14 protein-coding genes are annotated in these 21,372 nt (G+C 72.0%); 6 read left to right on the forward strand and 8 right to left on the reverse strand.

Annotation, left to right across the window (positions count from 1 at the left end):
* The first annotated feature begins 302 nt into the window (after positions 1-302).
* Both ABD366_RS21275 and ABD366_RS21280 read left to right on the forward strand, forming a co-directional pair.
* On the forward strand, positions 303-992 hold the full coding sequence (locus ABD366_RS21275) for a SigE family RNA polymerase sigma factor (RefSeq protein WP_324771340.1): 690 nt from the start codon (positions 303-305) through the stop codon (positions 990-992).
* Positions 989-2,107, forward strand: a complete 1,119-nt coding sequence (locus ABD366_RS21280) for a hypothetical protein (RefSeq protein WP_324771339.1) — start codon at positions 989-991, stop codon at positions 2,105-2,107. The genes ABD366_RS21275 and ABD366_RS21280 overlap by 4 nt, the downstream gene beginning before the upstream one ends.
* A 46-nt stretch (positions 2,108-2,153) precedes the next feature.
* Here ABD366_RS21280 and ABD366_RS21285 read toward each other — a convergent pair whose 3' ends face one another.
* The 3 genes from ABD366_RS21285 to ABD366_RS21295 all read right to left on the reverse strand — a co-directional run bounded on the left by ABD366_RS21285 (position 2,154) and on the right by ABD366_RS21295 (position 6,487).
* On the reverse strand, positions 2,154-2,924 hold the full coding sequence (locus tag ABD366_RS21285; RefSeq protein WP_324771338.1) for an SURF1 family protein: 771 nt from the start codon (positions 2,922-2,924) through the stop codon (positions 2,154-2,156).
* Between the two features lie 58 nt (positions 2,925-2,982).
* On the reverse strand, positions 2,983-4,815 hold the full coding sequence (locus tag ABD366_RS21290; protein WP_324771337.1) for a S9 family peptidase: 1,833 nt from the start codon (positions 4,813-4,815) through the stop codon (positions 2,983-2,985).
* Positions 4,816-5,140: 325 nt separating this feature from the next.
* Positions 5,141-6,487 carry a helix-turn-helix domain-containing protein gene (locus ABD366_RS21295; RefSeq protein WP_324771336.1) on the reverse strand — a complete coding sequence of 449 codons (1,347 nt, stop codon included), beginning with the start codon at positions 6,485-6,487 and terminating at the stop codon, positions 5,141-5,143.
* 135 nt (positions 6,488-6,622) lie between these two features.
* On the opposite strand from ABD366_RS21295, the gene ABD366_RS21300 reads away from it, so the two are divergent.
* Positions 6,623-7,909 carry a M64 family metallopeptidase gene (locus ABD366_RS21300; protein ID WP_324771335.1) on the forward strand — a complete coding sequence of 429 codons (1,287 nt, stop codon included), beginning with the start codon at positions 6,623-6,625 and terminating at the stop codon, positions 7,907-7,909.
* An 82-nt stretch (positions 7,910-7,991) separates the two neighbouring features.
* Here the strand turns inward: ABD366_RS21300 and ABD366_RS21305 are convergent, their stop codons facing one another.
* The 4 genes from ABD366_RS21305 to ABD366_RS21320 form a co-directional block, all read right to left on the reverse strand.
* A complete protein-coding gene (locus tag ABD366_RS21305) occupies positions 7,992-8,792 on the reverse strand; it encodes an SDR family NAD(P)-dependent oxidoreductase (protein ID WP_324771334.1) in 801 nt (266 codons plus the stop codon).
* Complete coding sequence (locus tag ABD366_RS21310; RefSeq protein ID WP_324771333.1) at positions 8,789-10,468, reverse strand: FAD-binding dehydrogenase; 1,680 nt, start codon at positions 10,466-10,468, stop codon at positions 8,789-8,791. Before ABD366_RS21310 ends, ABD366_RS21305 begins: the two co-directional genes overlap by 4 nt.
* Entirely contained in the window at positions 10,465-11,073 is a 609-nt protein-coding gene (locus ABD366_RS21315) for a TetR/AcrR family transcriptional regulator (RefSeq protein WP_324771332.1), read from the reverse strand. Before ABD366_RS21315 ends, ABD366_RS21310 begins: the two co-directional genes overlap by 4 nt.
* Before the next feature lie 103 nt (positions 11,074-11,176).
* Entirely contained in the window at positions 11,177-11,758 is a 582-nt protein-coding gene (locus tag ABD366_RS21320; RefSeq protein WP_324771331.1) for a TMEM165/GDT1 family protein, read from the reverse strand.
* Positions 11,759-12,548: 790 nt separating this feature from the next.
* Between ABD366_RS21320 and ABD366_RS21325 the strand changes: the two genes are divergently transcribed.
* From ABD366_RS21325 to ABD366_RS21335, 3 genes are all read left to right on the forward strand, one after another.
* Entirely contained in the window at positions 12,549-14,630 is a 2,082-nt protein-coding gene (locus ABD366_RS21325) for a flotillin family protein (RefSeq protein ID WP_324771330.1), read from the forward strand.
* Positions 14,631-14,719: 89 nt separating this feature from the next.
* Positions 14,720-19,768 (forward strand): DNA repair ATPase, encoded by a 5,049-nt coding sequence (locus tag ABD366_RS21330; protein WP_324771329.1) that lies wholly within the window; start codon positions 14,720-14,722, stop codon positions 19,766-19,768.
* Positions 19,769-19,875: 107 nt separating this feature from the next.
* Complete coding sequence (locus tag ABD366_RS21335) at positions 19,876-20,940, forward strand: PucR family transcriptional regulator (protein ID WP_324771349.1); 1,065 nt, start codon at positions 19,876-19,878, stop codon at positions 20,938-20,940.
* A 35-nt stretch (positions 20,941-20,975) separates the two neighbouring features.
* Here ABD366_RS21335 and ABD366_RS21340 read toward each other — a convergent pair.
* On the reverse strand, positions 20,976-21,372 hold a 397-nt coding region (locus ABD366_RS21340; RefSeq protein ID WP_344442256.1), incomplete at its 5' end, for a UTRA domain-containing protein.

A 21,372-nucleotide genomic window follows, 5' to 3' on the forward strand; every position in this document is an offset into this window, starting at 1 on the left:
CTGTGGAGGCAAGTGGTCCACACCACTTGACCGCGCCACCGGAACCGAACCTCTGATCGTTCGAAGATTCGCTCCCCGTCCTGCAACCGCACGCAGGGCGGGGAGCGTCTCTGCGGTCGTCTTTAGGGGGCGGCGGTCGCCTTCAGGCGGCGACCGGGCGCAGAGGGTATATGGGGCATAGGGGAAGAGTGGGTACGCATGTCGGCATTTGACGGGTCGTCATCGGTGGGGATGACGAGGTCTGTCGCAAATGAGGCGCCACACGCGTACAACCCTGACGGGGGGAAGCGTGTCCAACAGGCGTGGCAGAGGTACTCGACTTCACAGCGGTACAAGCGAGGGGCGCGGCGCTGCGGCCCCCCCTCGCATCACTCGCACCCCTGGGGACCAGACGTCCCCGTGGGGGCGCGACCGGCGGCATGCCGGTGATTGCCCCCATGCCCGCAGCGCGGCCGGCGCATCTCCCGGCGCAGCAGGGCGTTGACGACGTGACGGCGGCCGGCACGACAGTCGATCACCTCACCGAGACGTACCGCGCCCACTACCGCTCCCTGCTGGGGCTCGCGGCGCTGCTCCTCGACGACACCGCCTCCTGCGAGGACGTCGTCCAGGAGGCGTTCATCCGTGTCCACTCCGCACGCAAACGCGTCCGTGACCCCGAGAAGACGCTGGCGTACCTGCGCCAGACCGTCGTCAACCTCTCGCGCTCCACGCTGCGCCGCCGCATCCTCGGTCTGAAGCTCCTCACCAAGCCGATGCCCGACATGGCGAGCGCGGAGGAGGGCGCGTACGACCTCCTGGAGCGGGACGCCCTGAAGGCGGCGCTGCGCGGACTGCAGCGGCGCCAGCGCGAGGTCCTCGTCATGCGGTACTTCGCGGACATGACCGAGGCGCAGGTCGCCGAGGCGCTAGGGATATCCCTGGGGTCGGTGAAGGCGTACGGTTCACGCGGTATTGCGGCCCTGCGCGTCGCCATGGAGGCGCCGGCATGAGCCCCGCGGACCACGGGCCGGACGAGCGGTTCAGGAAGCACGAGCAGGACGAGCACGCTGGGAACGAAACTGTGAACGACGGACCCCGTCGTCCGGCCGATGCGGCGGCCGACGACGAGCTGGAACTGCGGCGTCTGATGCGCCTGGCCGTCGCCGAGATCGCCCCCTCGGACGAGGCCCTGGACCATCTGCGCCGTGCGGTGCCCGCCCGCCGGGCCCGTAAGCGGCAGGCCGTCGTCGGCGCCGTCGCCGCGGGCGTGTTCGTCGCGATGGCGGTGCCCGCGGTGCTGCACGTGGCGAACTCCGGCTCCTCCGACCGGCCCTCCATCGCCGGCCACAGTGAGGCGACGCACGGCGGTACCGGCGCCGGTAAGTCGGACGGCAGCGGCGGCAAGGACTCCGGCGGATCACCCTCCCATGCCGAGGACAAGGGCAAGGACGGCAAGAAGGACAAGGACAAGGGCGGCAAGGAGAAGGGCGCGGGCGGCGGTGCCACCGGCGGCCCCGGCCCCGCCTCCACGGCCGCCGCGAACTCCCCGGTCTGCAACGCCGCCGATCTGAGCAGGGCCGTGGCGACCGTCGGCCAGCCCGACGCGAGCGGCACGGTCTACGGCTCGTTCCGGGTGTCGAACGGTTCGGCGGCCAACTGCACGGTCGACAGCCCCGGCAGCGTGGTCACCCTCGCCGAGGGCGCGGCCGACCCCTCCAGGGTGAGCGTCGTCGACCACACCGCGGGCGACCGGGCGACCGGCCTGCCCGATCCGTCGGCCGAGCAGAGCCAGCTGATCCTGGAGCCCGGGATGGCGTACGAGGTGCGGTTCGCCTGGGTGCCGTCCGGCAACTGCCCGGCGGCGGGCGGCACCGGCGGCGGTACCGGTGGCAACGGCGGCACGGTGACGCCCGCGCCGACGCCCTCCGGGGACAACACGGGTTCGTCCCCCGACGCGGGCACGACCGATTCCGGTCTGTCGGCGCAGCTCGGCAGCGAGGACACGGTGGACGGCAGCGTGGTCGTGTCGCACACCCCGGAGCCCGGGGCGCCGAGTGCCGCCGCGACCATCCCGGACGCGTGTGCCGGGACGGTGTACCGGACGGGCGTCCTGCCGGCCTCCTAGAGAGACCCGCCTGCGGTCAGGGCCTCCCTGGAGAGCCGGCCCGTGGTCAGGCTGTTTCTTCGGTGAGGCCCAGCTCGGCGTCGCGCAGGGCCTCGGCCTCCCGGCGGACCAGGCGGAACCACATGAAGAGCACGAAGCCCGCGAAGACGAACCACTCACCGGTGTAGCCGAGGTTCTGGAACGCCTTCAGGTCGAGGCCGCTGCCCTGCGGGGTGGTGGCCGGGACCGGCGTCATCTTCGCGTCCGCCGTGTCGAGCGTGACCCACGCGTCGTACACGTCGTACGGCACCACGTTCACCAGGGACGCCGCGCTGATCATGCCGACCTGGCCCGAGGGCAGGCCGCCCGCCGTGCTCACCCCGTTCGACCCCGCGGACTCCGAGGCCTGCAGCGCCCCGACCACCGTGACCTCGCCCTTGGGCGGGGCGGGCGCCTTCGCGGCGGACGCCGTCCCGGGCAGCCAGCCGCGGACCACGGGGAGCACCTTGCCGGTGCCGTCGACCTTCAGGAGCGTGACGACGTAGAAGCCGGTGCGCCCGTCGAGGTCGCGGTCGGGGACCAGGAGCTGCTTGTCGTAGCGGCCGGTCGCCGTGGTCCGCTTGCCGGAGGTGTTCTGGTCCACGGGCAGCACCGAGGCGAGCGGCTCGGCGGCCGCCTTCCCGTTGGCCTCCGTCCGCTCGCTCACGGAGCGGTGGTCCTGCACCCGGTCCTCGAAGCGGCTGAGCTGCCAGGAGCCCATGAACACGCAGACGGGGATCGCCAGCAGGACGAAGATGTTGATCCCCCACCAGCGGGGAGTCAGCAGGAACCGGTACACACCCCCACGGTACGGGTCCCATATAAAGGCCGGTCCCGCGACCCCCGCCCCGCGGACCTCAGGCCGAGCGCGGCGGCAAGTGGCGGCTCGCGAAGTCCAGTTCGAGCCCGACCTGCTTGATGCGCTCCTCCACGACGAGCGAGCCGTGCCCGGCGTCGTACCGGTACACCTCGTGCGTCGCGTCCCGGGCGGCGAGCCGGTCCACGTAGTTGTCGATCTGGCGGATGGGGCAGCGCGGGTCGTTCACCCCCGCCGAGATGAAGACCGGGGCCTTCACGTCGTCCACGTACGTCAGCGGCGAGGACACCTGGAAGCGGTCCGGGACCTCCTCGGGGGAGCCGCCGAAGAGCGTGCGGTCCAGGGCCTTGAGTGCCTCCATCTCGTCCTCGTACGCCGCGACGTAGTCCGCGACCGGCACCGCCGCCAGGCCCACCGCCCACGCGCCGGGCTGGGTGCCGAGGCCGAGGAGCGTGAGGTAGCCGCCCCAGGAGCCACCGGCCAGGACCAGGCGCTCGGGGTCGGCGAGGCCGGAGTCCACGGCCCAGGCGCGGACGGCCGCGATGTCCTCCAGCTCGATCAGGCCGACGCGGTGCTTGAGGGCGTCGGTCCACTCCCGGCCGTACCCGGTCGAGCCCCGGTAGTTGACGCGGACCACCGCGTACCCGTGGTCGACCCAGGCCGCCGGGCCCGCCGCGAAGGCGTCCGAGTCGTGCCAGGTGGGCCCGCCGTGGATCTCGAAGACCGTGGGGAGGGGGCCCGTGGTGCCGGCCGGCTTCTGGACGAGGGCGTGGATGCGGCCGCCGGGCCCTTCCACCCAGGCGTCCTCGACGGGGACGGACGTCGGGGCCTTCATGCCGGGCGGGTCGAGGACGACACCGCCCGTGGTGGAACGGACGGCCGGCGGCTCCTCGGCCGACGACCACAGGAACTCGACGCTGCCGTCCGGCCGGGCCGAGGCGCCCGACACCGAGCCGGCCGGGGTCTCGACCCTGGTGAGCGCGCCCGAGGCGAAGTCGTAGCGCCACAGGTCGGAGCGGGCCTCGAATTCGTGGACGACCAGCAGCGCCGAACCGTCCGGGTACCACTCCGCCGACACGTCGCCCGGCAGATCGAGCGCCAGGTCCGTCTGCTCGCCGGAGGCGATGTCCCAGATCAGCGGCTCCCAGCGGCCGCGCCGCTGGTGCCCGATCAGGAGACGGGAGTCGTCCGCGACGGGCGCGAAGCCGAGGACCTCCAGGCCCAGCTCCTCCTCGCCGCCGTTGGTGTCGTCCAGCTCGGCGACGGTCGAACCGTCGAGGCGGACCACGCGCAGCGACGTATGCATCGCGTCGCCGTGCTCGGTGTGCTCGATCGCGATGAGCGAGCCGTCATGGTTGAGGTCGCCGACACCGGCCGACTCGCGGTGCCGGTAGATCTCGACGGGTGCCTCGGCGTCGGGGCGTACGACGTGGATGGTCGTGCCGTCCTCGTCCGTGGAGCGGCCGATCACGGCGGTGCGCCCGTCCCGGCCGAGCGCGAGCCCCGCCGGATAGGAGGGGGCGAGGCCCGGCACGGCCTCGGTGTCGGGCCCTCCGGCGAAGGGCTGGCGCAGCCAGGTGCCGAACTCGTCGCCGTCCGTGTCGCTGAACCACCAGATCCACGCGCCGTCGGGGGAGAGCACGCCGTCCGTCGTCCCGTTCGCCCGGTCCGTCGCCTGGCGCTGCTCGCCCGTGGCCCTGTCCCACGCGTACAGCTCGTACGTCCCCGTCGCGTTCGACACGAACAGGGAGCGGTCGGGGGCGTCCTCCGCCCAGTCGGGCAGCGACACCCGCGGCGCGCGGAACCGCTTCTCCCAGTCCGGCATGGAGGACTCGGACGGTACGGACGACGTGGACGGCTTGCTCTCAGTCATGGCCCCATAGTGCCCGCCCACACCGCCCATCCGCTGGCGGGGTCCCCAGCCTGTGGATAACTTCGGCCGGCGGCCCGGATGTACGGCGTGACCCGGCCTGGGGGTTGATCCTCCGGGGGGGGGAGTGGCCGGGTCCGCCATGCAGGTGCTCCCGCTGAGCTGGCCTGCCGTCCGTCTGCGGGCCGGGACGGGGAGGGGGTGGATGAACTGCGCCGACGCGGTTCATCCGTACGCCCCGGAGCTGCGACGGTGTGAGGAATGTACGCCCGTCGGCCCCGGCCCGGAATACCCCGCGCATATATCTACGCCGATCGACGGGGGCAGCTCACAGAGGCGGCCGGGCCGGGGCCGGGCCGAGGGTCGTCGTGCCCGGCGCCGCCCGGTGGCCGAGGCCCGTGCGGTAGGTGTCAAGGGCTGCCTCGATACGCCCCGAGCGGCGGTACAGATCGCCGAGCAGCCGGCACAGGTCCGCCAGGTCGCCCGCGGCGCCCGCCCTCTCCAGCAGGCTGAGGGCGTTGACGTAGTGCTCCTCCGCCTCCTCGACGGCGTCCGACTCCTGCGCGATGAGGCCGAGCAGCCGGTGTGCGCCCGCCGCGTGCACGGCGCCCCGCTCCGGTCCGATCTCGCCCAGCAGGGAGCGCAGCAGCTCCGCCGCCTCCCGCGGGCGGCCGAGCCGGCGCAGTACATCGGCCAGCTCGACCTCGACCTGCTGCGTGTAGAGGGCGGCCCGCTTGGCGGAGAGCATGTCCCGCGCCGTCCGCAGTTCCGTCTCCGCGTCGGTGAGGCGGCCCGCCTGCGCGTGGACGTAGCCGCGCATCCAGTGGCAGTGCGCCAGTTCCGTACGGATCTGCAGCTGCTGGTAGAGCTCGGCCGCCTTGGCGAGGGAGGCGTCGGCCTCGGTCACCTTGCCCTCGGCGAGCAGGGTGCGGGCCACCGAGCGGTGCATCTGGGCGACGACCGCCGGGTCGCCCACGCGCGGGGCCAGCGCGAGGGCCAGTTCGGCGGCCTGCGCGGCACGCGCGTGCGCGCCCATGTCCATGTAGGGCGCGATGGACGCGGTGTAGAGCAGGACGAGCGCGTCGGGGTCGTGCAGCCCGCTGGTGTTGAGGTCGTCGACCGCGGACTCCAGCAGGTAGCAGGCGTAGCGCAGGGAGCCGGACAGGTAGTGGGCGACGGCGCGGGCCCGGATCACCGGAGCGCGCTGGGGCAGTGGCGCCCCGGCCTCGGTGAGCAGCGCGTCCGCGGTGTCGAAGTGGCCGCGGGCCGAGTTGAGTTCGCCGGTCTCCAGGGCGCATTCGCCGAGTCCCAGCTCGGCCGCCGCGTGCTCGGCGTGGAGTCCGTGCCCCGCCGCCTCCGCGCCGAGGGCCCGGTACAGCTCGGCCGCTTCGCTCGCCGCGCCCGTCGCGAGGGCCCGCTGTGCCTCGGTGAGACGCAGCCGCAAGTCGGTGGCCAGATGCGCCGGTTGACCGGTGGCCAGTTCCTCGTAGGTGACGTCGAGGCGCTCCGCGATGTGCCGCAGCGCGGCCTCGGAGGGGCGGACCCGGCCCGCTTCGAGCGTGGAGATGTAGGCGGGGGTGTAGGCGGGCTCGGCCACCTGGCGCTGGGTGAGGCCGCGTTCGGTACGCAGTCGCAGGACGCGGCGCCCGACGGATTCCGGCGGTTCTTCTGGCATGACGCGGGACGGCCGCCTTTCGCATGAGGTCCCTGGAGTTTCACCTCTTGCCCCCTGTCCCGCCAACCCCCTAGGTTGAGCGACCAGTTAAGACAAGTTAAGTCCGCTTAACCTTCAACTTACTGCGAGGTCCCCGTGCGCGTCCGCACCCCCTGGCCCACCGCGCTCGCCGCGGGTCTCCTCGCCGCCGCGGTGCTCGGCGCCGCGGGCACGACGGCCCGGGCGGCCGGCGACGAGGGCACCCGCACGGTCGAGTACTTCCCCGACTCCCGCGGCGCGGGCCGGCACACCGAGGCCCCCACCTCACCGCCGGGGAGGATCAGCCGCGAGCAGCAGGCGCCTGCCGTCGCCCCGGACGCCACCCCGGTCACCCCGTTGCAGCGGACCGGGCCCTCCGACGGCCGCCTGGACCTCGTGGTCATCGGCGACGGGTACACGGCGGACCAGCAGGGCGACTTCCACCAGGACGCGCAGGCCAAGCTGGACGCGATCTTCGCGATCGAGCCGTACAAGAGCTACCAGGGCCTGTTCAACTTCTGGCTCGTGGACGCCGCGTCGAACCAGTCGGGCGTCTCCGGCGACCCGACGAAGGACGTCGTCAGGGACACCGCTGTCAGCAGCTACTTCTTCTGCTCCGACACCGAGCGGTTGCTCTGCGTCGACGAGAAGAAGGTCGACACGTACGCGCAGCAGGCCCCCGGCTCCGACATCGTCTTCGTCATCTCGAACTCCAGCAAGTACGGCGGTGCCGGCTACAGCGGACTGACCTCCACGGCCGGGCACACGGGCATCGCCACCATGTCGTCCGACAACGACCGCTCGTACCTCATCGGCGCCCACGAACTCGGCCACTCCATAGGCCTGTTGGCGGACGAGTACCAGTACGACGGCTACGGCACCTACCCGGACTCCGAGCCGGCCGAGCCCAACACCACCAAGCAGACCGCCGACGGCATGCGGAGCATGCAGACCAAGTGGTACCGCTGGCTCGGCCAGAACGACCCGGCGGGCGGCACCGTCGGCGCGTACGAGGGCGCCGGCTACTACGAGTACGGCATCTACCGCCCCACCCAGAACTCGATCATGCGGGCCCTGGACACCGACGCGTTCAACCTGCCCGGCCGGGAGGCGATGATCGCCGGCTTCTACCGCAACGCCGACCTCGTCACCGCCGCGGGCACGCTCCGCGTCGACCTGGCCCCGCTGCCGAAGGGCCTCGCGGACGTACAGGTGCGCTGGTACGTGGACGGGGCCGAGGTCGTCGGCGCGGCGGGAGAACGCGCCCTGAAGGCGGCCTCGTTGAACCTGCGCAAGGGCACGCACACGGTGACCGCGAAGGCCGTGGACCGAACCACGGCGCTCCGCGACCCGGCGGCGCGGCAAGCAGCATCCAACAGCGTGACCTGGACGGTCTCCGGCTGACCCCGCCTCTCAAGCCCCTCAAGCACATCAAGCCCCGCTGTCGTACGAGAGGCAGCGGGGTCCGGGGCAGAGCCCCGTGTCCCTACCTCAACCCATGCCGCCGGGCAACCATCAGCTCACTGGCCCCCCGCGGCAACACCCTCCGCAACGCGAACACCACGGGCGCATTGCTCCCCACCGCGTAGAACGGCCGGAGCCGCCGCGCCTCGACCACGTCCACCACCTTCGCCGCCACCTTCTCGGCAGAGATCCCGGACGCCTCATTCGCGTTCAAAGCGGAGAGCATCGTGTCGTACGCCCCCCGGAACGGCGACCGCTCACCCACGTACTGCGTGCGGCGCTCACTGATCCCGGTGGCGATGGACCCCGGCTCGACCGTCGTGATGCCGACCCCGTACGGCGAGTACTCCCGCCGCGCCGCACTCGCGAACCCCTTGATCGCGGCCTTCGATGCGACGTACGACGACCGGTACGCGAGCGGGAAGCTGGCCAGCATCGAGCCGACCATGACCACCCGCCCGCGCCGCCGCTCCCGCATCCCGGGCAGCACCAGCTGGCTGAGCCGCACCGCCCCGAAGACGTTGAGCTGGAACAGCCGCCGCACCGCGTCCATCGGGAGCTCCTCGAACGGCCCGCTCTGCGACTCGCCCGCGTTGTTCACGAGGACATCCACCGCACCGGCGGCCGCCGCGCACGCCTCGATGCTCGCTTCGTCGGCGAGGTCGAGGGCGAGGTAAGTCACCCCGGCCACAGGGGAGTTGACCTTCTCCGGGTTCCGGCTGGTCCCGTACACCTGGTAGCCACGTCGCACCAGCGCGGCGGCGACAGCCGCGCCGATCCCGGACGACGCCCCTGTCACCAGGGCCGTGCCGCGCGCGCTCACGCCAGGCTCCTGGCGAGCGCGCGCCCGGCCGCCCGGCCGGAGAAGATGCAGCCGCCGAGGAAGGTGCCCTCCAGCGCGTTGTAGCCGTGCACGCCGCCGCCGCCGAACCCGGCGACCTCCCCGGCCGCGTACAGCCCGTCGAAGACGTCCCCGTCGGGCCGTACGACCTGCGAGTCGAGCGTCGTCTCCAGGCCGCCCAGCGTCTTGCGGGTCAGCACGTGCAGCCGTACGGCGATCAGCGGACCCTGCGCCGGGTCGAGGAGGCGGTGCGGCTTGGCGACGCGGGTGATCCGGTCGGGCCAGTACGCGCGCGCGTTGCGCACCGCCATCAGCTGGAGGTCCTTGGAGTACCCGTGCTCGGCCTCCCGGTCGCGGGCCACGATCTCCCGTTCGACCTGCTCGTACGCGACCGGCGTCCCGGGCGTCAGCTTGTTCATCCCGGCGACGAGGTCCTTCAGGTTCCGCCGGACGACGAAGTCCTCGCCGCGGTCCAGGAACGCCTGGATCGGCCCGGGCGCGCCCTTCTTCACCCGTTGCAGCACCAGCTTCAGGTCCTTGCCGGTGATGTCGGGGTTCTGCTCGGACCCGGAGAGCGCGAACTCCTTCTCCACGATGGCCCGCGTCAGCACGAACCACGTGTGGTCGTACCCGGTGCCGCTGATGTGCTTGAGCGTGGCGAGTGTGTCGTGCCCGGGGAAGAGCGGTGCGGGCAGCCGCTTGCCCGTCGCGTCCAGCCACAGCGACGACGGGCCCGGGATGATCCGGATGCCGTGGCCAGGCCAGATCGGGTCCCAGTTCTTCAGGCCTTCCGTGTAGTGCCACATGCGGTCACGGTTCACGATCGACGCGCCCGCGCTCTCGCTGATCTCCAGCATGCGCCCGTCCACGTACGCGGGCACGCCCGTGACCATCGACTCGGGGGGCTGCCCCATCCGCTCGACCGGCCAGTTCTTGCGGACCAGTTCGTGGTTGCCGCCGATACCGCCCGAGGTGACGAGGACGGCCTGCGCGCGCAGCTCGAAGTCGCCCGCGGTCTCGCGGGAGGTGGCGACGCCGCGTGCCGCGTCGGACGGTTCGAGGAGCGCCCCGCGCACCCCGACCGCGGCGCCTCCCTCCACGATCAGCTCATCCACCCGGTGGCGGTACTTGAACGTGACGAGTCCGCGAGAGGCAGCCTCCAGGACCGGCTCCCGGAACACCCGCACGACCTCGGGGCCCGTCCCCCACGTGATGTGGAACCGCGGCACGGAGTTCCCGTGCCCGGTCGCGGTCCCGGAGCCGCGCTCGGCCCACCCGACGTTCGGCGTGACCTTCAGCCCGAGCCCGTACAGGTAGTCGCGCTTCTCGCCGGCCGCGAAGCCCACGTACGCCTCGGCCCACTTGCGCGGCCAGCGGTCCTCCTGCTCCCGGTCGAAACCGGCGGAGCCCAGCCAGTCGGCGAGCGCCAGCTCGTAGCTGTCCTTGATGCCCATGCGGCGCTGCTCGGGGCTGTCGACGAGGAACAGGCCGCCGAGCGACCAGAACGCCTGGCCGCCGAGGTTGGCCCCGTTCTCCTGGTCGACGAGGATGACGCGCTTGCCCGCGCGGGTCAGTTCGTAGGTGGCGACGAGCCCGGCGAGCCCGGCCCCCACGACGATGACGTCGGCACTGTCTCCGGTGCCCCTGGTCTCGCTCATGCGCTCTCCATGGGTGTGCTGTAGGCGTCGAGTACGTTTCTGAACAAGGCCTCGCGACGGGCCCGTACGGCCGCGTCGTCCGGTTGCAGCAGAACCTGCACGGCCGTTCCGTCGTGCACGGCGACGAGCGCGTCACCGAGGGCGCTCTCGTCGCTCACCCGGCGCCCGAGCCGCCGCAGCGCGGTCACGAACACCGGCAGGATCGCGTCCCGGATCGCCCGCTCCCGCGCGGCCATCACCCGGCGAAGGCCCGGATTGCGCAGGGCGTGCGCGGTGAACTCGGCGGTGATCCGGTACCAGGCGTCGTCCACCGGGGCCGCGGCGATCGCGGCCCGCACGGCGGATTCGGGGTCGGCCGGGTCGATGTCGGCCAGGGCGCGGCGCACATCGCCGAGCATCCGCGCCGACCGCTCCTCCCACAAGGCGAGAAACAGCTCGTCGAGGGAGGAGAAGTTCGAGTAGAAGGCGCCGCGGGTGAAGCCGGCCCGGTCACAGACCTGCTCGACGGTGGACCGGCCGAAGCCCACCTCGGCGAAGACCTCCAGCGCGGCGTCGAGCAGCCGCTGCCGCGTGCGGGCGCGCCGCTTGCTGACGGTGCCGGGCATCGTCGCTCCCTTGGTACTCCCCCTGGTCGGATACAGGAACGTATTCGATACGTTCCTGTATCGACAAGGGGTCGGGACTCTTCTTGAGCCCGCTCTCCGGGGGTCAGACGAAGATCTCCACCAGCGTCCACACGGCGAGCAGCAGCATGCACGCGCCACCGATCCGCTGGACGGTCTTCAGCGGCACCCGCTTGGCGATGAACCGCCCGGCGACCAGCGCGAGCGCGGAGACGGACATCAGCGCGGCGGCGGAGCCGATGGCGGTGGACCAGGTGCCGTTGGTGGCGGCGAGGTTGGCGGTGGTGATCTGCGTCAGATCGCCCCACTCGCTGATGAACACGGCCATGAACGCCGTGCCGAAGACGGGCCAGAAGCCGGTCACCGTCCTGGCCCCGGCCTCGTCGTCCTCGTCGTCGTCACCCCCGCGCAGCAGCATGAAGGCGCCGAACGCGAACAGCAGCGCCGAGACGAGCTTGACGATCCAGTCGGGCAGCAGCCCCAGCAGCGATCCGGCGCCCACGGCGATGGCCACGTGCACGATGAAGGCGGCGGAGGTCCCGAACCAGACGTAGAGGGGCTTCATCCGGGTGCCCATCGCCAGCGAGGCGAACATGGTCTTGTCCGGAAGCTCGGCGAGGAAGATCAGCCCGAAGGCGGTGATGATCGCCAGGGGGTCGAGATGCATCAGCGGGTGCTTTCTGTACGGGCCGGGTCGGTGCAACCCACCCGCCGCGCGGAGAGGACCACTCGACCCGGCAGCCACGACACGTATGCACGTATGCCCTACGTGTCCGTCGTTCTGCCTGGTCGAAGGTCTCGCCCACCCGAACCGTCCCGGTCCGAGCCCGGCCACCGGGAACCCGGGGGTTCCAGTGTGTCGACGACCGGTTCGCGGGGCTACTCCCCTTCGCTTGCGGGTCAAGGGTACATCGCGCGGCCGGGCCGGACACCGAGGGAGCCCGGCCGTCCGGGCCGGAGCGCGGATGTCGGCACCCGGCATCAAGAACGCGTAAAGATTGCCGGAATGCGGCAATGCGCCAAGTGCGTGCAGTGCGCAAGGATGGCCCTGGCAGAAACGGGGGCCAAGCCCCGGTGCCGGATCATGGAAGCGTGGTCCGGTGCCGGGGTGGAGCCGGCAGCGCGGTGAAGGGGGGCGGAACATGGGGGACGTTCTCGCTCACCTTGCCGGAACCCTGCACGCGGCCGTGTGCCCTCAGGGCAAACCGGCCCCTGACGAACCCGGGGTGGCAACGTCCCCCGGCGTGCAGTACCCGCCGCGGTAACCGGCCTCAGTAAGTACACGTAAGTACCCGCAAGTACGACGGCGGCACCCGTGCGGTGTCGCACCCCGGTGCCCCGAAGCGCACACCTGCGCAGGCCGGCGCACCGCTGAAGCGCGTACTTCCTTCCCCTTCGTTTCTTCCTTCGTTGGCTCGGGGCGGCCTCGACCACCCCTGGAACCAGAGGATTTCACCATGGATGCCACCACTGTGGGCATCGGCGTGTCCGTCGTCGCTGTCCTGCTCGTCGTCGCCGTACTACTGCTCGTCTTCACGCGATTGTTCCGCAAGGTGGAGCAGGGCAAGGCGCTCATCGTCTCCAAGATGCGCAAGGTGGATGTGACCTTCACCGGGCAGGTCGTGCTGCCGGTGCTGCACAAGGCCGAGGTGATGGACATCTCGGTGAAGGCCATCGAGATCACCCGGGCGGGCAAGGACGGGCTCATCTGCCGGGACAACATCCGCGCGGACATCCGGATCTCGTTCTTCGTGAAGGTCAACAAGACGGTCGAGGACGTCATCAAGGTCGCCCAGGCCGTCGGCACGCAGCGGGCCAGCGACCAGAAGACGTTGCAGGAGCTGTTCCACGCGAAGTTCTCCGAGGCGCTCAAGACGGTCGGCAAGCAGCTGGACTTCACCGACCTTTACACCAAGCGCGAGGAGCTGCGGTACCGGATCATCGAGGTCATCGGTGTCGACCTGAGCGGCTACCACCTCGAGGACGCGGCGATCGACTACCTGGAGCAGACGCCGCTCAGCCAGCTCGACCCGCACAACGTCCTGGACGCCCAGGGCATCCGCAAGATCACCGAGCTGACGTCGATCGAGCACGTGAAGACCAACGAGTTCCAGCGCACCGAGGAGAAGGAGATCACCCGGCAGAACGTCGACGCCCGCGAGACCATCCTCGAACTGGAGCGGCGCCAGGCCGACGCCGAGATCAAGCAGAAGCGGGAGATCGACACCGTACGGGCCCGTGAGGAGGCCGAGACGGCGCGGGTGGTGGAGGAGGAGCGGCTGCGTTCGCAGGGCGCGTTCCTCGCGACCGAGGAGAAGCTCGGGGTGCAGCGCGAGAACCAGGCCCGTGAGGTCGCCGTCGCGCAGAAGAACCGCGAGCGCGTCATCGCCGTCGAGAACGAGCGCATCGAGAAGGACCGCCTCCTGGAGGTCATCGCGCGCGAGCGGGAGACGCAGCTGACGCAGATCTCCGCCGAGAAGGAGATCGAGGCGGAGCGCCGCGAGATCGCCGAGGTCATCCGCGAGCGCGTCGCCGTGGACCGTACGGTCGCCGAGCAGGAGGAGTCGATCAAGAAGCTGCGCGCGGTCGAGGAGGCCGAGCGGGGGCGGCAGGCCGTCATCATCGCGGCGGAGGCCGAGGCGCAGGAGAAGCTCGTCAAGGACATCAAGGCAGCCGAGGCGGCGGAGCAGGCCGCCACGCACCGCGCCGCCGAGCAACTCACGCTCGCCGACGCGTCGTTGAAGGCCGCCGACCTGGAGTCCAAGGCCAAGATGCGGCTCGCCGAGGGCATCCAGGCCGAGAGCGCCGCGGCCGGCCTCGCCGAGGTGCAGGTACGCGACAAGGAGGCCGAGGTCATCGAGAAGGCGGGCCGCGCCGAGGCGGAGGCCACCGAGGCCCGGATGCGCGCCGAGGCCCTCGGCGCCCGCGAGCAGGCCCTCGCCGAGGCCACCGCGATCGAGGCGAAGCTGAGGGCGGAGGCCGAGGGCATCACGCAGAAGGCCGCCGCGATGGCCGCGCTCGACGAGGCGTCCCGCGGACACGAGGAGTACCGGCTGCGGCTCCAGGCCGAGAAGGAGATCCGCCTCGCCGGGCTCGACGTGCAGCGGCAGGTCGCCGAGGCGCAGGCCACGGTCCTGGCGACCGGCCTGGAGAACGCCGACATCAACATCGTGGGCGGCGAGTCCGTCTTCTTCGACCGGCTCGTCTCCTCGATCGCGCTCGGCAAGGGCGTCGACTCCTTCGTCCAGCACTCCGAGACCGCGCAGGCGCTCGCGAAGCCGTGGCTGGACGGCTCGGCCAGCTTCACCGAGGACCTGACGACGATCCTGGGCTCGGTCTCCACGGGCGACGTCCAGAACCTCACCGTCTCCGCGCTTCTGATGAAGCTGATGAAGGGTGGGGGCGGCGAGCAGGCCGGTCCGCTCGGCGAACTCCTGGACAAGGCAAGCCAGTTGGGCCTTGCCGACCTGCCGCTGGGCCAGCTCGGTCAGCCGGGTCGGCCTGATCAGCACACGCTGAACGGCGCCGCCCGCGGCTGACCGCACCGACCGGCCGGGGCCGCCGTACGGGGGTCGGCGACCCCGGCCACATCTCATCGACGTAGACGCAGCAGGAGGGGTTGGGCGACATGGAAACCGGGACGGGGACGGGGGCGGGTACCGGGACGGGGGCGGGTACCGGGACGGGTCTGGACGCCGGCACGTACGAGGTGCTGCGTGACCGCCTCACCGGGCAGGCCCGCCACCTGGCGGCGCGCGCCGCGGCACTGAACGAGCGCCGCACCGCCGCCTTCGGCTCCGTCGGCCTGACCCTCACCGGCACCGGGCGGCTCCGCACCGACCAGCCGCGCCTGGCCCGCGACGTCGTGGCCGTCGGCGGCGTCCTGCTGCTCGGTCTGCGCGACGTCCTCGGCACCGGCACGCCCGGGGTCGGTGACATCTTCACCCTGCACACCCCGGACCGGGACCGGAACCTGGAGCGGCTGCCCGACAGCGCGGTGCCCGGCCTGCTCGACGACCCGGGGTTCGTCTCCGAGTTCACCGCGCTGTTCCGCTACTACCGGCAGAGCCGCCTCCTGCAACTGCGCCTGCTGGACGGCAAGTTGCTGGCCGTCTTCCAGACCGGCGGCCGGGCCACGGACCTCCGGGTCCTGCGGTGGGAGCTGAGCCCGGACGGCGGCGGCGCCCGCTTCCTCGACGCGCGCGGCGACCGCGACGACGTCACCCCGCCCGCCCACGACCTCACCTGGCAGGAGGCGACGCGCGAGGACCACGTACTCGGCCGCCACCCGCACGTCGCCATCCGCGGCGGAGAGGGTGAGGGCGGCGAGGTCTACGTGTCGACGGTCGGCGGGACCCTCACCGTCAAGGCCGAGAACGACACCGAGACCGGCGAAGGCATCTACACGGAGCCGGTCGACGAGCCGCTCCAGTCCCTCGCCGACGCCGACATCGCTCACGCGCGCGTGGGCGCGCTGCTGATCGTCCGGGTCCGCCCGTACAAGGAGGACACCTGGCGCCACCTGGTGTTCAACACCCTCACCCGGACCGTGGTCCGGCTCGACGGCCTCGGTCAGGCGTGCCGGGCACTCCCCGACGAGCAGGGCGTCGTCTTCGCCGGCGGCTACTGCCTGGCCACCGGGGCGCACAAGACCTTCGACGGCCTCGACACCACGCACCTCGCCTACGAGCGCACCGTCCGCTCACCCAACGGCGAGGACGTGCTCTACGTCTTCCGCGCGCGCGTAGAGGGCCGCACGGTCCTGCTGCCGTACAACCTGATCCGCAAGGAGATCACCGCTCCGCTCACCGGCCGCGGCCACGCCCTCTTCGACGACGGCACCCTCGTCCTGCTGCGCGACGAGACGGCCGCCGCCGGGGACGAGCCCGCGCGCGTCCACCCGGCGCAGGTCTGGCACACACCGTTCACCGCCGACACGTACACGGTCGAAGTGCCGGACGCCGACCCGGAGTTGACGCGTATCGGCAACGCCGACCTCGTCCGCGGCATCTCCGACTGCCTGGCCCTGACCCGTACGGCGGAGGAAGCGGCGGCCACGCCGACCAAGGCGGCCTACGAGGCACTGGCCGCCGCGTGCGAACGCGCCGGGGACTCCTACCCCTGGCTCGGTGAGGATCTGGGCGCCGATCCCAGCCCCGACGACCCCAGCCCCGACGACCTCAGCCCCGACGACCCCAGTCCCAACGACCCACGCCCCGGCGACCTCCGCCCTCTCGGTGAGGAGATCGACGAGCTGCGGGCGACCGCCGAACAGATCCTCACCGAGTACGAGACCGTCCGCAGCCTCACCCGGCAGGCCGCCGACGCGCTCACCGAGGCGGAGGCGCGCGGCAACACCCTGGTGCGCCGCATCCGCGGGGAGGCGCCCCGCACCGCGGTCGAGTGGGTGGAGCGCCTGACCGAACTCCACCGCGCCCAGGGCCACCTCCTCACCCTCAAAGAGCTTCGCTACGCCGACACCGAGCGCATCGACGCCCTCGCCCAGGACCTCGCCGCGGACATCGCCGCCGCGGGCGGCCGGGCCGTCGCCTTCCTGGCCCGCCCCGACTCCTTCGCCGCCCACCACACCGCCCTCGAACAGATCGAGGCCGAGGCCGGAGCGATCGCCACCACGGCGGAGGCCGCCCCGCTCACCGAGCGCGTCACCGAACTCGCCGAGCAGCTGCACACGGTCACCGATGTCCTCGGCGGGCTCGACATCGACGACGCGACCGTACGCACCGGCGTCCTGGAGCGCATCGCGGAGGTCGTCGCGGGCGTCAACCGGGCCCGCGCCACCCTGGACGCCCGCCACCGCGAACTCTCCGGCCACGAAGGACGCGCCGAGTTCGCGGCCCAGCTCTCGCTGCTCGGCCAGGCCGTCACCGGTGCGCTGGCCGTCGCCACGACACCGGAGGCCTGCGACGACCAGCTCGCGCGCCTGCTCCTCCAAGTGGAGAACCTGGAGGGCCGGTTCGCCGAGTCGGACGAGTTCCTCGCCGGTCTCGACGAGAGGCGCACCGGCATCTACGAGGCGTTCGCCGCCCGCAAGCAGACCCTCGCCGACGCCCGCGCCCGCCACGCCGAACGCCTCGCCACCTCCGCGGACCGCGTCCTGCACTCCGTCGCCCGTCGCCTGTCCGCCCTCGACACCCTCGACGACATCAGTACGTACCTGGCGTCGGACCCGATGGCCGCCAAGGTCCGCCGCGCCATCGGCGAACTGCGCGACCTGGACGACCGGGTCCGCGCCGAGGAGCTGGAGGGCCGCCTCGACACCGTCCGCCAGGACGCCCTGCGCGCGCTGCGGGACCGCACCGACCTGTACACCGACGGCGGCACCACGATCCGCCTCGGCCACCACCGTTTCCCGGTCGACACCCAGCCCCACGAGCTGACGCTGGTCCCGTACGGCGACGACAGGATGGCGTTCGCACTCACGGGGACGGACTACCGGGCGCCGGTCGACGACGCGGCTTTCTCCGCGTTCTCGGCCTACTGGGGCCAGTCGCACCCCTCCGAGAACGCCGACGTCTACCGCGCCGAACACCTCGCCGCCCGCCTCCTCGCCGACCACGGCCCCGAACACCTGCTCGCCGCGGACGACCTGGCCGCCCTGGTCCGGACGGCGGCGGAAGAGTCCTACGACGAGGGCTACGAACGCGGCGTCCACGACCACGACGCGACCCTGATCCTCACCGCACTGCTGCGCCTGCACTCCGGCGCCGGAGTGCTGCGCCACACCCCGGCCGCGCGCGCCGCGGCCCAGCTCTTCTGGGCGCATGGGACGACCGAGGACGAGCGCGAGCAGTGGACGCGGCGCGCCCGCTCACTGGCCCGCGCCCGTGACACGTTCGGTCTCGCGCCGGCGATCGACGACTGGTGCGCGGAACTGGCGGAGCGCCTGGGGGACACGTCGGCCGCTCCCTACCTCTTCGAGGAGCTGACCACGGCTCCCGAGGGGTTCGCTCTCTCGGCCCCGGTGCGCGCGTTCCTGGAGAAGTTCAGGGGCGCGGTGGACGGTCCGGCCTACGAGGCCGACCTCGCCGCCGTGACACAGCTCCCCGCCCGCCGCGCGCTCGCCCAGGCATGGCTGTCGGCGTACGCGGACGCGACCGGCCTCACCGGGACAGACGCGACCGGCCTCTCCGATGCGGACACGACCGGTCTCGCCGGTGCGGACGCGACCGGCCTCACCGATACGGACACGACCGGCCTCACCGAGGCGATCGCCGTCGAACTCTGCCCCGATCTGCCCCGCTACGACCACGACGCCCTGCTCACCACCACCGTCGACGGCCTGTTGGGCACGCACCCGCGCCTGGACGGCCGCCGTCTCACCCTCCGCCTGGACGAACTCCTCGCCCGTACCCACCGGTTCCGTACGGACGTGGTCCCCGGCTTCCGCGCCTACCAGCGGCTGCGCACCGACCTCGCGACCGCCGAGCGCACACGGCTGCGCGTCGACGACCACCGCCCGCACGTCCTGCCGTCGTTCGTCCGCAGCCGTCTGATCGACGAGGTGTACCTGCCCCTGATCGGCGACAGCCTGCACAAGCAACTGGGTACAGCGGGCGGTCTGTTGCTGCTCACATCGCCGCCCGGGTACGGCAAGACGACCCTCGTCGAGTACGTCGCCGACCGCCTTGGCATGCTCCTGGTCAAGGTCAACGGGCCCGCCCTGGGTCACACCGTCACGTCCCTGGACCCGGCCGAGGCCCTGAACGCCACCGCGCGCCGGGAGGTCGAGAAGATCAACTTCGCGCTGGAGGCGGGCAACAACGTCCTGCTCTACCTGGACGACATCCAGCACACCTCGCCCGAACTGCTGCAACAGTTCATCTCCCTGTGCGACGCGCAGCGCCGTATGACCGGGGTGTGGAACGGCGAACCGCGCACCTACGACCTGCGCGGCAAGCGGTTCGCCGTGTGCATGGCCGGCAACCCCTACACCGAGTCCGGCGCCCGGTTCCGCGTCCCCGACATGCTCGCCAACCGGGCCGACGTGTGGAACCTCGGTGACGTCCTGACCGGCAAGGAGGACGCCTTCGCCCTCAGCTTCGTGGAGAACGCGCTCACCGCCAGCACCCACCTCGCCCCGCTCGCCGGACGCGACCGTGGCGACCTCGACCTCTTCGTACGCCTCGCCGCGAACGACCCGACGGCCCGCCCCGATCGACTCACGCACCCCTACGCGGCGACGGAGGTGGAGCGGATCACGTCCGTCCTGCGCCACGTCCTCACCGCCCGCGAAACGGTCCTGGCCGTCAACGCCGCCTACATCGCCTCCGCGGCCCAGAGCGGCGACGCCCGCACCGAACCCCCGTTCCAGCTCCAGGGCTCGTACCGCAACATGAACAAGATCGTGGCGCGTATCGACCCCGCCATGAACGCCAGCGAGCTCGCCGCCGTCCTCGACGACCACTACACCGGCGAGGCCCAGCTCCTCGCCACGGGCGCCGAGTCCAACCTCCTCAAGCTCGCCGAGCTGCGCGGCACGATGACGGCCGGGCAGGCGGACCGCTGGGCGGAGCTGAAGCGCTCCTACGTCCGCGCCCGCACCCTGGGCGGCGCGGACACGGATCCGGCGGTCCGCGCGGTGGCGGCCCTCGGCCTCCTCGCGGACCGGGTGGCGGCGATCGAGACGGCGATCACCCGGGCGACGTCCCCTTCATGACGACGACCCGCTGGTACGCCCCGCCCGGCGCTGCGCTACAAAGGCCGGTGGAAAGGCCGCCCGACACGTACGGGCGGCGCGACGGCGGCACGGGGGCGACGACGACCATGACCGACCGAGGCAACGTCGACCACAACCCCTACCTGGACGGTCTCGCACCGCTGCTGGCGGACGCCTCGGCCACCGGCCGCCGGCTGACCCGCGACGAACTCGACTCCCGCCGCCTCCTGGGGGAGCGGGCGGCCGAGTCGGGCGCCCGCCTCCGCCCCCTCATCGCCGCCCACGTGCGGGAAGCCCGTACCTGCTGGCCGACGGGCACCCCTTCCCCCACCGACGTCATGGCCGCGGTCGAACAGGCCCTGGACGCGTTCATCGAGGGGTACGAGCGTGCCCAGCGCCAGGCGATGCGCCAAGAGGTGGCGGCCCGCCGCGAGTTCATCGACGACCTCCTCTACGGCCGCAGCGACCTGGGCCAGCTCGCCCAGCGCGCCGAACGCTTCGGCCTGCGCCTCTCCCACGCCCACGCGGTCGCCGTGGCACAGGGAGAGGTGGCGTACGACGAAGGCGACGACGTACCGCGCGCCGTCGAACGCGCCATGATCTCCCGCTTCGGCGACCGCGAGATCCTCCTCACCACCAAGGACGGCCGCCTGGTCTGCATCGCCCCCGGCGACCAGAGCGAAGTGCTGTCCTTCTTCGCCAAACACGCGCACGTGGCCACCGACGGCGGCCGCGTCGCCCTCGGCCGCTCCCAACCGGGCCCCAGCGGCGTCGTCCAGTCCTACGAGGAAGCCCTCGGCACCCTCGAACTCGCCGAGCGCCTCGAACTCGACGAGCCGGTGCTGCGCGCGGCCGACCTGCTCGTCTTCCCGGTCCTCACCCGCGACCGCCAGGCCCTGGTCGACCTCGTCGTCAACGTCCTCGGCCCCCTGCGCGACGCCCGCGGCGGCGCCGGCCCCCTCCTGGCCACCCTCTCGGCCTACTTCGACGCCGGCTGCACGGCGGCCGAGGCGGCCCGCCGCCTGTCCCTGAGCGTCCGCGCCTTCACGTACCGCCTGGACCGCATCCACAAACTGACGGGAGCGGACCCGTCGGACCCGACGGACCGCTACACACTCCAGACGGCAGTCATCGGCGCCCGTTTCCTGGACTGGCCGGATCAGCCGATCTGAGGGTCATCGCCCAACTTGGCCGCGGTAATTGACGGTCAGGCCTCGGAGGGCCGGTCGATGCCGAACTCGTAGGCCACTTCCCAGCGGGCATCCGGAACCACGATGTCGGCGGTCTCGACGGCACGGCCTTCCGCGTCGTAGTAGGTGCGCTCGACCGCGAGCAGCAGATCACCGACGCTGATCCCCAGCAGGTTCGCCTGTTCCTGCGTCGCACGGGCCGGCCGTGGCACCTCTACGGCGCGTTCGATCCCGACGCCGATCGACCGCATCCGCGCGACGACTCCCGCCCCGGCGAGTGGACCCATTTCCGGCAGGACGACGGGAGTCCCGTCCGTCACGGCCATCGGCTCCCAGGACTCGGAGAGCTGAACGGGCTGCCCGTCGGCCAGAAACTCGTAACGCGTGACGACGCACGGCTCCCCGGCGCCGATG

The organism is Streptomyces kunmingensis, from assembly GCF_039533535.1.
Classification (GTDB): Bacteria; Actinomycetota; Actinomycetes; order Streptomycetales; family Streptomycetaceae; genus Streptomyces; species Streptomyces kunmingensis.

Excerpts from the sequence above, each read along its gene's own strand:
- ABD366_RS21280 (WP_324771339.1), top strand. The coding sequence starts at position 989 with ATGAGCCCCGCGGACCACGGGCCGGACGAGCGGTTCAGGAAGCACGAG.
- ABD366_RS21290 (WP_324771337.1), bottom strand. The coding sequence starts at position 4,815 with ATGACTGAGAGCAAGCCGTCCACGTCGTCCGTACCGTCCGAGTCCTCC.
- ABD366_RS21295 (WP_324771336.1), bottom strand. The coding sequence starts at position 6,487 with ATGCCAGAAGAACCGCCGGAATCCGTCGGGCGCCGCGTCCTGCGACTG.
- ABD366_RS21310 (WP_324771333.1), bottom strand. The coding sequence starts at position 10,468 with ATGAGCGAGACCAGGGGCACCGGAGACAGTGCCGACGTCATCGTCGTG.
- ABD366_RS21315 (WP_324771332.1), bottom strand. The coding sequence starts at position 11,073 with ATGCCCGGCACCGTCAGCAAGCGGCGCGCCCGCACGCGGCAGCGGCTG.
- ABD366_RS21320 (WP_324771331.1), bottom strand. The coding sequence starts at position 11,758 with ATGCATCTCGACCCCCTGGCGATCATCACCGCCTTCGGGCTGATCTTC.
- ABD366_RS21325 (WP_324771330.1), top strand. The coding sequence starts at position 12,549 with ATGGATGCCACCACTGTGGGCATCGGCGTGTCCGTCGTCGCTGTCCTG.
- ABD366_RS21330 (WP_324771329.1), top strand. The coding sequence starts at position 14,720 with ATGGAAACCGGGACGGGGACGGGGGCGGGTACCGGGACGGGGGCGGGT.
- ABD366_RS21335 (WP_324771349.1), top strand. The coding sequence starts at position 19,876 with ATGACCGACCGAGGCAACGTCGACCACAACCCCTACCTGGACGGTCTC.